The organism is Mucilaginibacter sp. A5337, from assembly GCF_059690695.1.
The window spans coordinates 470,609-484,111 of sequence record NZ_JCAWEC010000006.1 but is presented as its reverse complement, the minus strand read 5'-3'; the positions used below and the strand labels follow the sequence as shown (position 1 = coordinate 484,111).

Genomic DNA, 13,503 nt, shown 5'->3' with positions numbered 1-13,503 from the left:
TATTTAACAAATAAATCTCGTAAATTTAATATACCAACTATAACCACTTTGTTACACAAGCTATATTATAATTTACGCCATCCGGGAGCATTGTGGCTGGCATTTGTGTTAACATTTTGCTTTACAACCACAGCCCGGGCCCAGTACTTTGATCTTGATGTACATAAAAAAAAGGTGAATATTCCGTTCAAGCTGGAGCGAAACCTGATGATCATTCAACTCAAGATCAACCATAAAGGGCCCTTTAATTTTATATTGGATACCGGCGTAGGGCTCATGATCATAACCGATCCTAAATTAGTTGATTCCATCAGCATTCCTAATAAGCGTACATTAAAAATCCCCGGCCTTGGCGAAGGCGACGATTCTGAAGCCTATGTAACTTCAACCTTAGATATTGCCATACCCGGATTAGTTAGCTATGATGTTGCTGCCGCCATTTTAAAAAAAGATGTCTTTAACCTTTCGGGGTATGCAGGCATGCCAATTCACGGCTTGTTGGGATACGAATTTTTTAACAACCTGGCCGTAAAGATCAGTTTCCAGGACAGCGTAGTTACCGTATGCCGCCCTAAAGACCTTAAACCTTTCAGAAAAGCCAATAAAATCCCTATGTTGGTAGAGGATAGAAAAGCATACGTTTATGCTAAAGCCTTTATGCCGGGCATTGCACCTATAAAAACTAAACTGGTTGTTGACCTTGGAGCCGGGCATCCGGTATCAATTGAGCATTATATCGAAACTTATGGCCTTCCGCAAAAGTTTATTGCTTCGGCCAATCTTGGCATCGGCTTAAACGGACCTATAAACGGCTTTATAAGCAGAATGGATGAATTTGACTTAGGTAAATTCAGGATGAAGAAGGTATTGGCCTCCTTTCCCGATGACAGGAACAATCAAACCAATTTGATGGTGAAGCGGGATGGAAACCTGGGTGTTGGTATATTAAAGCGGTTTACTGTTATCCTGGACTACCCCGACAGCGCCATGTACTTAAAACCAGGTTCAACCTATAATGATCCTTTTGAACATGACATGAGCGGCCTTGAATATTATGCTGCCGGCGATCACCTGGAAAGGATCGTGATCAGCAGGGTAGAGCCAGGTTCCGCAGCCGATGAGGTTGGCCTGGAACGTGACGACGAGATCATATCCATAAACTTTAAACCGGTTTCAAGAATGAGCCTTCAGGATATCGACGAACTTTTTAAATCAAGGGATGACCGGAGCCTGCTGCTTGAAGTATATCACGATAAGCGTGTTGATAATGTTGTGCTGACATTAAAACGACGCATATAATTAATAATATCTGTTATTTATTGCTGATAAACCGCTTTATCACTAAAAAAAGACCTGTTTTTTATATAAGTTTACGGTTAAAACTATTGTAATAAATGAAAAAACATTCGCTGCCGGGTATTTATTTGCGCGGCTCAGTACTGGCACTTGCTGTTTTGGCTGGCTCATGTGCCACAAAAAAGCAAACCGCAAACCAAAGCCTTACCTTAAAAACAACCACTACCGCTAACGGCACCGTTGCGACAGCAACAACCGGGGCTCCCAAAAAAGAGGGCATTAAAAAGTTCAGTGATCTTATCCCGGCCAAAACCAAGGCTGATAGCGGCCTTTTCAACACTTATAAAGTTGATGGCAAATATTACTACGAAATACCCGATTCATTAATTAACCGTGAAATGCTGGTGGTTACCCGTTTTGTAAAAACACCGGGCGGGCTAAAAACCTTTGGGCAGCAATATGGCGGCGAAGAAATTAACGACCAGGTTTGGAAATGGGAAAAACACGACAAGCAGGTATTTATCCGCGTGCCAAGCTATTCGTTACGTGCCGATAGCACCAGCGACATGTACCAATCGGTTAAAAACTCAAACCTCGATGCTATACTGGCCTCTTTTGAGATAAAGGCCTTTAATAAAGATACCACCGGTGTTTTAATTGATGTTACTGATTTTTATAACGGAGATATTGCAGCCATCGGTTTATCTGACGATATTAAAAAGGCATATAAAACCATGGGGGTTGATAATTCGCGTTCATATATCGATACCATTAAAAGCTTTCCGATAAATATTGAGGCACACACGCTAAAAACCTATCGTGCCGGCGAGTCACCTACCGATAACAGTATTGCTGCCGTTACATTTGAGTTAAACACCTCAATGCTACTGCTGCCTAAAACGCCGATGAAAGCAAGGATCATGGATCCGCGCGTGGGCTTTTTTGGCCAGCGCCAAACAGATTATGGCACCAATGCTCAAAAAGCCTTAGTTACAGCCTACATCCACCGCTGGAGGTTAGAACCTAAAGACCCTATTGCTTACGCAAAAGGCGAACTGGTTGAACCTAAAAAGCAAATTGTATTTTACATAGACCCGGCTACGCCTAAAAAATGGGTGCCATACTTAATACAGGGTGTAAACGACTGGCAAAAAGCCTTTGAAACCGCTGGCTTTAAAAATGCCATCACCGCTAAGGAAGCGCCAACAGCCAAACAAGATCCTCAATTCAGCACTGAAGATGCACGGTACAGCGTAATCAGGTATTTCGCATCGGATGTTGAAAACGCCTACGGCCCTCACATTGCTGATCCGCGCAGCGGCGAGATCCTGGAAAGCCATGTTGGCTGGTACCACAACGTAATGCAGCTACTGCGCGACTGGTACCTGATCCAAACTGCGGCCGTAAACCCTAATGCCCGCCATGCACAGTTTACCGACGATCAAATGGGCGAACTCATCCGCTTTGTGTCATCGCATGAGGTTGGCCATACCTTAGGTTTGCCACATAACTTCGGCTCAAGCTACGCTTACCCGGTTGATTCACTGCGTTCAAAAACATTTACCGATAAACATGGTACCGCACCATCTATCATGGATTATGCCCGTTTTAATTACATAGCGCAGCCCGGAGATGGTGTTACACACCTGTACCCGCAAATAGGAGAGTATGACGACTGGTCGATTAAATGGGGGTATACCTGGTTCGCCGGCAATAAAACTCCAGAGCAGGAAAAAGAGATCTTAGCTGTATGGACCAACAAAAACGCCGGTAATCCAATTTACTATTTCGGCCGCCAGGGCACATCTATTGATCCTCGCTTGCAAAATGAGGACCTGGGCGATAATGCCATGAAGGCGAGTGCTTATGGCATTGCCAACCTGAAACGCATTTTACCGAACCTTGAAAAATGGTCATATAAAAAGAACGAGGATTATAGCGACCTTAATGAACTATATAACGAGGTTTTAGGTCAGTATTACCGTTACATGGGCCATGTAACCACCAACATTGGCGGCATGAACGAAAACTTTAAAACTTATGATCAAAAAGGCCCGGTTTATGATTTTGTGAGCAAAGAACGTCAGCGCGAAGCGGCCGTATTTTTAAACCAACAACTATACACTACGCCATTATGGCTTATTAATAAAGCCGAATTGGCAAAGTTTGATAATGGTGTTATCATAAACCGTATTAAAGCCATGCAGGTATCATTGTTAGGCAACGAATTAACAGCCTCAAGGCTTGCGCGTATGTATGACAACGAAGCCAAAAACGGCGCTAATGCATATACCGTTGCCCAGCTATTAACCGATCTGCACACGGGTATATTTGGCAAAAGCAAACCCGATAGCTACCAGCGCAACCTTCAAAGAGGATATATCGAAAATCTGAAAGGTTTGTTAAATACAGATGCAAGCTTTTCGTTTCCGGGTGTATCAAGTGCACAGCTGGCAAGCTGGGGCTTTACACCCATCAACATTGTGTTGTCAGATATCAGACCGATGGTACGTGCCGAGTTAAAGAAAATTGATGCCGGTTTGCCCAAAGGCGGCGATGCCATGACAGCAGCACATTACGCCGATCTTCACCTTAGGATAAAAGAAGCCCTTAACCCAACAAGGCCAATTGTAAACGTTGGCGGAGGAATGGGCAGAGGCATTAACGATAGCAAACCAGCTATACTGAATGAAAAAACAGGAAGTATGAACTGCTGGCCACGAACCACTGTTGAAAACTAATTTGATGTAACAGTCAAAAATTATTCTTGAAATCCTGCCTTATTTTAGGGCGGGATTTTTTATTTCGTGGCCATATTAAAAACCCCGCCAAATTGTCTTAATACAACAAAGTATTGATTACAGAAAGTAACCGGCTATTACTTAAGCTGGCTTATATTGTCAAAAAAAGCAACCTGCAAATCAAGCAGCGACTTTACATTTATCTTTTCGCCGTAGGCATCAAAACATAAAAACTTGGTTAACTCGGGCCTGTTTTTCTTTGATTTTTCGAAGAAATTAAAGGTTTCAAAAAAATAATGATTGGTTGTAATATGGCTTTTGCTGTTTGTTTGTGATGTGTTAAGCCTGAATCCGATCGCATCGATCCAATCGTGCACTTTAGCATGCAGCGAGTTTTTAATATTGTTCATAGGTTAATGTTTGGTTAAGTATTACGAAAATCCATGCCACAATGTTACTATCGTATAAAATCATTTTAAACAATAGTTTATTTCTTGTGTGGATTATTTAAACGAATTGTTATCATTATTGGTATCTGATGCAACAATTATTGAAACTAATTATCCACACATCCGTAATAAACCGGGAAACCCAAAACGTAGCTCATTTAGCACAATTCTTAACTTATAAATTGACTGACTGATTTTTATAACAATCACAAGGCCGGATTTTTCCGGCCTTTTTCATTTAACAATTTGTAACAATAATATGATTGATACGCCTTTGCTGCCCTTATGTGTAACAATAATATATTGATTAGGCTTTATGTATATTTTAAGTTGAACATTTGTAGTTTATATTACGTCTATATACCCAAATACAACAATCGTACGCTGAAAAAACATTTATGAAACCCCTACTTCTTATCTTGAGTTTTATCCTTTTATCTGCCTTTGGTTCCTACGCCCAAACGGGGCGGGAAGTAAAGGGAACTGTTGTCGATTCCACAAAGCTTTCGTTGCCCGGAAGTAGTGTGAAACTGGTTTCAAACAGCGGCGACAGTACCATCGCCATTGCCGATGCTACCGGTAAGTTTTCGTTCCCGGTGGTGAAAGGCAGCAAACTAACTATCACCATTTCGTCAATCGGTTTTACGGCAATAAAAAAACATTATTCGCTTGATGCCGGCACACAGCCTGTTGACCTTGGCCCCATTGTTTTAAAGGCCGAAACCAATATGCTTAACCAGGTTACTATTGTTGGTGTTAACCCGGTAATATTAAAAGAAGACACTACCGAATATAAGGTAAGTGCATATCCCGTACGTGAAAACGCCCCTGTTGAAGACGTATTAAAAAAACTGCCCGGCGTTGATGTGGATAAAGATGGCAACGTAACGGCACAGGGCAAATCGGTTACCAAAGTAAGGGTTAACGGAAAAGACTTTTTTGGCGGCGATGTTAAAACAGCTACGAAAAATCTACCCGCTGATGTAGTAGAAAGCATCCAGGTAATTGATGATTACGGTGATCAGGCCAACCTTACCGGCATCAAAACCGGTGAGCCCGACAAGATCCTGAACATCACCATTCGTAAAGATAAGAACCACGGCTACTTTGGCCAGGCCACAGCTGGTGATGGTGAAGACTTTTTACCAAAAGACCAGGGCATCGCCAACGCCAACCGATACATTGGCGATTTGAAGTTTTTCAACTTCAACAATGAGCAACAAATAGCCGTGTTGGGTACTATAAACAATACCAACGTAAATACATTTACTTATGGCAGCGCTACATCCGGCGGTGGAGGTGGTGGTGGCTTTGGCGGCGGTGGAGGCGGCAGGGGCAACGCATTGCGCGGTTCCAGCAGCTCAACTACCAGCGCAAACGGTATCACCAATGCACATGCCATCGGTGCCAACTTCCGCGATCAGTGGGGTAAAACCTTATCTGTTTATGGCAGCTACAGCTATACCGATAATACAACCAACACACTTAGCTCATCTATCCAAACCAACAACGTTCAAACGCCAAGTATCAGTACTCAAAAAAGCGATCAAACCGACAACCCGATCAACCATCGCTTTAACTTTAACCTGGAGTGGAAACCCGATACAATCAACTATTTAAAGGTTGTACCAAACTTTACCTACTCAAGTACCAATACCAATGCAAATGAGTCTGTATCGTCAACTATTGGTGGCATAACAAATTCATCGTATACTTCATTGTCCCACAGCGACGGCACAACGCCAAGCTATGGTATCAATGCCTTGTATAATCACCGTTTTAACGGGCATGGCCGCAACTTAAGCATTAACATCAGCGCCAATACATCAAAAACGTCACAGTTTGATAATCCAACATATGATTATGCCGACGGCGCGCCACACCAGGCACCGGCAAATCAGCAAACCAATACAGACAGCCGTGTAACCAGTTTTGGTACAAACGTATCATACATTGAGCCTATAAGCAAGCGGGGGTACCTGGAATTAAATTATGCTTTTAACCGTTCAAACACCACGAGCGATAAGGAAACCGATACGCTTAGTACGGGCAATACCTATGATCATTACGACAGGTTGAGCAACAACTATAAATATAATTTCACCACAAACCGGGTTGGCTTAAACTATCGCTTTATCGAAAAAAAATACAACCTTACCCTGGGGGTTGGCGTACAGCCGGCTACCTTAAATGGCTTGAACCTTAAAAATGATTCGGCTACTCACGTAACCACCTTCAACGTGATACCAACAGCTCGTTTCAGCTATAATTTCTCAAGAGGAAAGGCCTTAAACTTTTTATATAACGGATCAAGCAACCAGCCTTCATTCACCCAGCTGCAGCCGGTTATTGATTTTACAAACGCGCTTTACCCGGTTCAGGGTAACCCTAACCTGAAACCTGAGTTTGCCAACAATTTTTCGTTGAGATATAATAATTTCAGTTTCCAAACCGGCGATATTTTCTTTACTAACTTCAATTTTACTGCAACACAAAATAAAATAGTACAAAACACTATTTCTTATCCCCGTGCATTTAGCAAAGCCGTATTAGCTGCAAATCCGTCATTAAAAAGCTTTGAGGGTACAAACCTCACCAACTATTTAAATGCCGGCGGCTATTATACCGGCGGTGCCAATGTAGTATATGCTAAACCTTGGGCCCAGCGTAAATTTACCTTGCAATTTAATGGCGCTTTAACGTATACCAATGGCGTTGCATTCTCTAATACTATCGACAGTAATAATGTTGCAGCATCGGCTGCGCCTTTAAAAAACATTGCTAAAAACCTCAACTTTACCCCGGGCTTAAAATTCAGGGTAAATATTGTTGATATCATTGATGCAGAGGCCAGCAGCAGCTATGGTATCAACAAAACTACCAACTCTATTCACAGCACGCTTATTGACGGCAGTTCAAACTTCCGTACATTGAATTTAGGCCTGGCCGGTAAAAACTATTTCTGGAAAGACTGGACATTAAGCTACGACTTTACCCGCACGGTAAACTATGGTTATGACGCAAGCCTTGGTATCAAAAACCCCAACATTCTGAATACTTATGTTGAACGCCGGTTCCTGAAAGATCACCGGGCAACCATCCGCCTTGCAGCATACGATTTATTTAACCAAAACACCGGTTATACCTCGGTTGTAAACGGTAACATCACCACGCAATCTACCGTTAACAGATTGGGACGTTATTACCTGTTAACATTTACGCTTCGGTTACAAAAATTTGCAGGGAAGGCGCCAACACAAGAGCCCGGCCAGCGCAGGTTTAACCGTGACGGCGGTGGCCCGGGCGGACCAGGCGGAGGCCCCGGAGGCGGTGGACCAGGCGGTCCCGGTTCTTTTTAATTAAGAAACTCATTCAACCAATAAAAGAAAGCCCCCGTTGCAAGATGCAACGGGGGCTTTCTTTATTCCCTCTTTTTACTTAGTGCTTAACTTGTTAAACTTGATGCTATAAGTAACAAGGAAATACCGCTTCAATGTATTGTTTTGTACATCGCTTACCGAATTGTTGTTGATGTAGCGGTACACGCTCACATTTTGATTAAAGATGTCATAAACAGAAAACTTGAGCTCGCCGCGGTCTTTTTTAAGCATTTGCAGGGCAAGGGATGAACTCACCACATTAACACCCTTTTTAAAGCCGGCGGCCACCTGGCTATTGTAATTAAAGTCCTGCTTTGTTTCCCAGATTATCTTTTTGGGAAACCTTACCACCTGGCTGTTACTGATATTATAGGTGCCAACTTTTACGTTCCTGAAATCATCATAATTGTATTTGGTGTTCGACTGGTTAAAACCAACACCGGTGTTCAGGTCAATTACATCTTTCCAATTAACGTTAATATTTTCATGCACCCCATATGAAACCGTGTTTTGCCAGCCTTCTACATTGTTCAGCAGGTTAAGGTTTTGATAATAGTTGCCGTAAAAGTTGGTTGATGAGCCCAACTGCCAGTCTTTCATCTTTTTGAACCGTTTAAAAACCCCTAACGAAAAATTATAGCTTGGCCTTCCGTCTCGGTTAACGGTAGTGTTAGTCTGCGCCCCGTCCGATCGGATGGTTTGCTGTGCAACAGCCATATTTTTTTGCGACGAAATATTGCCGTAGGAGTAAATACCCAGCTGGCTGTCGTTGAAATATTTAAAAAAGTTGATATAATATGTATTGCTTATACCGGGCACCAGGTTGGGATTACCCGTATAACTGTATAGCGGGCTGTAAATAATAGTAATGGGTTGCAGGCTTGATATGTTAGGCTGGTTAACCCTCCGCTCATAGCTAAGTGATACACCATAAGCCTCAACACGAACAGTTGGCAACAGGAAGAAATAATTTTGAGCAAGCCTGCTGGTCACGAAATTGTTGTCGATCTGTTGCCATTGGGTATTAAGCCCCGCTATGATCTGTGTTTTTTTGTTAAGCTGATAAGTGATACCCGGTTTGATGTTTTCTGTCCATTGGTCTCGCTTAAGATCGGAGCTTTGATTGCTGATCAGCGAATCGAGGCCGGTTTTACGGTCGTAAGTAAAAACCTGGTCGCTGGTTTTATTGTAGATGCCCGATGTGGTCACATCAACGATCAGTTTCTTCGTCACCGGAAACCTGTAACTGAAATCAAGATTACCCGAAGCATTTTTTGATGTGCGGACAGACAGGCGGTGCAGACTGTCGGATAAATCGGGGCGCTGATAATTAACCACATCATTGTTGTTAAAGTTGCTATTATGATTGGGGCTAATGCTCAGGTTATGCGAGATGGTGAACGACTCCTTGCTTTTGTTCTTGGATCGTTTATGGAAATAAAAGCTTTGATTAAATTGTGTTGAATGGCCGCTACCGAAGGAACTGGATACCGACTGGTTAACCGGCATATCAAAATTGTTTGATGTGCTGCCACTTGATGCCGAGGTGTTACTATTTGAATTATAATTTAATGATGGGTTATAACGCAGGTTCCGGATAGTATCCGGCTTCCACTCCACAAGACCGCTTACTGTATGGGTATAACTATTAGCATACCTGTTGTTTGACGACCGGGTAAGCAGGGTAGTATCCTTCAAAAACTGCTGCTGAAAGTTGGCAGATTCATTCACGTTATTACGTTGGGTATAAAAGTACTGCAGGTTAAGCTTTAACTTTTCGCCATAGTTTTGGTTAACATTAAATCCTCCCGAGGTGATCTTTTCGATACCGCCGCCCCAGTTTCGGCCGCCGTTAAAAGAGGTGTTTCCCCCGCTTCGGTCAAAACCTCCTTCCGAGTTAAGTTCTTCGCGCGAAAAAGCCGTATGGTTAAGGTTGTTGCTTAAGCCAATAACACTCACCTGCAGTGTATCCCGAAACATGTTGAACAAACCGCCGGCCTCATATCTGTCGCGTGAGCCGACACCTCCGAATACTTTACCAAAAATGCTTTTCTTAATGGCTTTTTTTAGTTTGATGTTGATGATCTTTTGTACCTGTGTTTCGCTCACGAGGTGATCGGGGTCGTTTTCGCGGTCATCGTAAACCTGAACCTGCGCAACAATGGCTGCATCCAGGTTTTTGGTGGCGATTTTGGGATCGGAGCCAAAAAATTGTTTACCGTCTATCAGTAATTTGCTTACCTGCTTGCCGTTAACGGTGATGGTACCGTCGCCGTCTACCTGCACTCCGGGGAGCTTTTTAAGTAATTCTTCAACAGCAGCATTGGGCCGGGTTTTGAAAGCAGCCGCATCAAACTCAATGGTGTCCTTTTTCATTTTGATGGGGACCCGCTCGGCACGTACCACAACCTCTTCAAGCATTTTACTGTTGAGGGCAATATTCCCCAGGTCAATTACTTCGCCTTTCTTAAAATCAAAGCGACGGATATAACTTTTGTAACCCGCATAGGAAACAACCAGGCGTACCTGTTTATCGGGTGGAAGACGTTGTAATTCAAATTCGCCCGTTTTTTTACTGAGCGTATAGGCAATGAGTGATGTATCTTTCAGATCGACAGCAGCAATTGTACTCAATTCGAGGGGTTGCCGGCTTATCGAATCAATTACTTTGCCCTTAATATTTACACGGTTTTGGGCAAAGGATACAGAAAAAAGGCATAGTAATATTAATGAAAGAAAAATTGTTTTCATCCAGGTTTAGGTGCAGGCGGTATAAGGTTAGATAAATTGTGTAATAGGTGGTGATGTAGGGCCGTGGTAAGTTTTGAAATTAAATCATGTGGTAGCTATAGGGTTTAGATGTTAGTGTAATTGTTAGTTGTTTTGATGATAAGCGCGTGTTAGACAAATATCAACAGTAAAGGTTTAAAGCATAAATAAGCGCCCCTCTACTTAACCACTACACTATAACCCCCGCACGGCAGTATTATATGCTATAATTTGCTCCTATAACACATAACCTGTATAAATATTGCCCTATATGCTTTAAAAAGGGCCATATTTGGGCATTGTAACATTTGTTTTACCAAAGCAGACCGTATTTCCAGATCAAACCTGCGAATGAATGGGGATAAAAAATTTTACACGAGTTGATTTTCAAATCGACATCAATGAAAAATTCGTACAATTAGATTAATTAGGAAAAGTTTGTATGAAAATTTCTTACCTACCCCTCTCCAATGCTTAAACCCATTTTATAAAGCTATTTCCCTGATGTTCCCGGGTTGCTTCGAAAATGAAATTGTTCATTTCGTTTTATTGCCTTTATTACAATATCGGTAGTCAACCAAATAAATGAATATAAATACGATAAAAATCACGCATAACCGCAATAAAATTTTGCCAATTTCGTTTTTAAACTAATATTGCGCAAGTAATATTAGTTTACGCCGAATTAATTACCTAAAACCATAACATTATGAAAGCAGCAGAAACCTACAAATCCATCTATGTAACGTTTTACCGGTGGAATGTTAAAAACTTTGGTCACGGCGGATTGCCAAAAGCAAACGCCCTTTTTGGAGCAAGCTTTTTGATGATCATTTTACTTGCCGTTTTAGTAAGTGTTGTACAGTTATTTTTAAACTCAGGCTGGTTTGAGTTAAGTCCGATTTCCGGCCTGATGATATTGCTTGGAGCAACCGGGGCATTTGTGCTTAACTATTTTGTATTGCTCAACAGCCGTTACTTCAAAAAAGTTAATGCTGCGTTCGCCCGTATCAGCAAACATAACCCCAATACCTGGTCAATAATGCTGATGGTTTGCGTAATTGTTTCCTGCACCATGTTACTGGTGGTTTGCGAAGCCGGGGCATTTTTAAGATAAGATTAAACTACGTGATTATAAGAAAGCCCGCCGGTACCGGCGGGTTTTTTGTTTTATGGTGTCGCTTTATCACCTCATTAAAATTCTATATCTTTCGCTTCAAATAAACTTTTATCACAGTGTTGGTTAAAACTTTTGGAAGCGCAGTTTATGGGATACAGGCGATCACCATAACAGTTGAGGTAAATATAAGCGGCGGCAAATTAGCTTATTTTGTTGTTGGGTTACCCGATAATGCAGTTCGTGAATCGATGCAGCGCGTAGAAACTGCTTTACAGACCAACGGCTTTCGCATGCCTCGCCAGCGTATTGTGGTTAACATGGCCCCTGCAGATATCCGTAAAGAAGGCTCAGCATATGATCTTACAATCGCTGTTGCTATTATGGCAGCATCAAACCAAATAGACGCCGAACTATTAGATAAGTTTATCATCATGGGCGAACTTTCGCTCGATGGAAGCCTACAGCCCATAAAAGGTGCTTTGCCTATTGCCATACAAGCCCGTAAAGATGGCTTTAAAGGTTTCATCCTGCCCAAACAAAACGCCCGCGAAGCAGCCATTGTAAATGATCTTGAAGTTTACGGCGTTGAAAGTATTAAAGATGTTGTCGGGTTTTTTAATGGCACATCCGTTCTTAAGCCCGAAATAGTAAACACCCGCGAAGAGTTTTACGATAGCCTATGCAATTACGATAGCGATTTCAGCGAGGTAAAAGGGCAGGAAAACATTAAGCGGGCTTTGGAGATAGCCGCAGCAGGCGGCCATAATGTAATACTGATCGGTCCCCCGGGGGCTGGCAAAACCATGTTGGCCAGGAGACTGCCATCCATTTTACCGCCCTTAAGCTTATATGAATCTTTGGAGACAACCAAGATCCATTCGGTAGCAGGCAAGCTTGCCGCTGCAGATGCGCTGGTAACTATTCGCCCATTCAGGAGCCCTCACCATACCATCAGCGATGTGGCTTTGGTAGGAGGAGGGAGCAACCCGGCTCCCGGCGAAATCTCTTTAGCGCATAACGGCGTTTTATTTTTAGACGAACTGCCTGAATTTAAGCGCAGCGCATTGGAAGTGATGCGCCAGCCGCTGGAAGAGCGCCGTGTTACCATATCACGTGCCAAATTTACGGTTGATTACCCAAGCAGCTTTATGCTGGTGGCCAGCATGAACCCCTGCCCATGCGGTTACTATAACCATCCCGAAAAAGAATGTATCTGCCCGCCGGGTATGGTACAAAAATACCTGAGTAAAATATCCGGGCCATTGCTTGACAGGATTGACCTGCACGTGGAGGTAACACCCGTTAACTTCAGCGAATTATCGTCAGACCGCGCGGCCGAAAAAAGTGAGTTGATCCGCGATAGGGTTATCAAAGCCAGAGAAATCCAGGTAGAGCGTTTCGGCAACCGTCCCGATCTGCACGCCAATGCCCAGATGAGCCCTCAAATGGTCCGCGACCTGTGTAAGATCAACGTAGCCGGCCAAACCCTGCTTAAAAAAGCCATGGAAAAACTTGGCCTATCGGCAAGGGCGTACGACCGCATCCTCAAGGTATCCCGTACCATTGCCGATCTTGCCGGAAGCGAAGAAATTAAACTGGAACATTTGGCCGAAGCTATACATTTCAGGAGTTTGGATAGAGAAGGTTGGGCGGGGTAATCCGTTTGAGGCAAAGTCTCTCGGCATAATGGACCGAAATCAGAGACTTCGATCAGCATGGTTGGGTGGTTGCGTCGGTGTTAGTAATAT

General features: G+C 42.9%; 7 protein-coding genes. 5 read left to right on the top strand and 2 right to left on the bottom strand.

The window, feature by feature from the left end:
- Positions 1-48: 48 nt before the first annotated feature.
- Positions 49-1,299 (top strand): retropepsin-like aspartic protease, encoded by a 1,251-nt coding sequence (locus AC59JO_RS22500; RefSeq protein ID WP_497308134.1) that lies wholly within the window; start codon positions 49-51, stop codon positions 1,297-1,299.
- A 95-nt stretch (positions 1,300-1,394) separates the two neighbouring features.
- Positions 1,395-4,037: a zinc-dependent metalloprotease gene (locus AC59JO_RS22495; protein ID WP_497308132.1), complete on the top strand. Its 2,643-nt coding sequence runs from the start codon at positions 1,395-1,397 to the stop codon at positions 4,035-4,037.
- A gap of 137 nt (positions 4,038-4,174) precedes the next feature.
- On the opposite strand, the gene AC59JO_RS22490 is transcribed toward AC59JO_RS22495, so the two are convergent.
- Positions 4,175-4,447: a hypothetical protein gene (locus AC59JO_RS22490; RefSeq protein ID WP_413670497.1), complete on the bottom strand. Its 273-nt coding sequence runs from the start codon at positions 4,445-4,447 to the stop codon at positions 4,175-4,177.
- Between the two features lie 437 nt (positions 4,448-4,884).
- Here AC59JO_RS22490 and AC59JO_RS22485 point away from each other — a divergent pair, with 437 nt between their 5' ends.
- Complete coding sequence (locus tag AC59JO_RS22485) at positions 4,885-7,845, top strand: outer membrane beta-barrel protein (protein ID WP_413670498.1); 2,961 nt, start codon at positions 4,885-4,887, stop codon at positions 7,843-7,845.
- 75 nt (positions 7,846-7,920) lie between these two features.
- Here AC59JO_RS22485 and AC59JO_RS22480 read toward each other — a convergent pair whose 3' ends face one another.
- Entirely contained in the window at positions 7,921-10,617 is a 2,697-nt protein-coding gene (locus AC59JO_RS22480; RefSeq protein ID WP_497308130.1) for an outer membrane beta-barrel protein, read from the bottom strand.
- 727 nt (positions 10,618-11,344) lie between these two features.
- Between AC59JO_RS22480 and AC59JO_RS22475 the strand changes: the two genes are divergently transcribed.
- Both AC59JO_RS22475 and AC59JO_RS22470 read left to right on the top strand, forming a co-directional pair.
- Positions 11,345-11,752, top strand: coding sequence for a hypothetical protein (locus AC59JO_RS22475; RefSeq protein WP_497308128.1), 408 nt, complete (start codon positions 11,345-11,347; stop codon positions 11,750-11,752).
- Between the two features lie 119 nt (positions 11,753-11,871).
- On the top strand, positions 11,872-13,413 hold the full coding sequence (locus AC59JO_RS22470) for a YifB family Mg chelatase-like AAA ATPase (protein WP_497308126.1): 1,542 nt from the start codon (positions 11,872-11,874) through the stop codon (positions 13,411-13,413).
- The last annotated feature ends 90 nt before the right edge of the window (positions 13,414-13,503 follow it).

Coding starts and splice junctions, on each gene's coding strand:
- AC59JO_RS22495 (WP_497308132.1), top strand. CDS start 1,395: ATGAAAAAACATTCGCTGCCGGGTATTTATTTGCGCGGCTCAGTACTG.
- AC59JO_RS22490 (WP_413670497.1), bottom strand. CDS start 4,447: ATGAACAATATTAAAAACTCGCTGCATGCTAAAGTGCACGATTGGATC.
- AC59JO_RS22485 (WP_413670498.1), top strand. CDS start 4,885: ATGAAACCCCTACTTCTTATCTTGAGTTTTATCCTTTTATCTGCCTTT.
- AC59JO_RS22480 (WP_497308130.1), bottom strand. CDS start 10,617: ATGAAAACAATTTTTCTTTCATTAATATTACTATGCCTTTTTTCTGTA.
- AC59JO_RS22475 (WP_497308128.1), top strand. CDS start 11,345: ATGAAAGCAGCAGAAACCTACAAATCCATCTATGTAACGTTTTACCGG.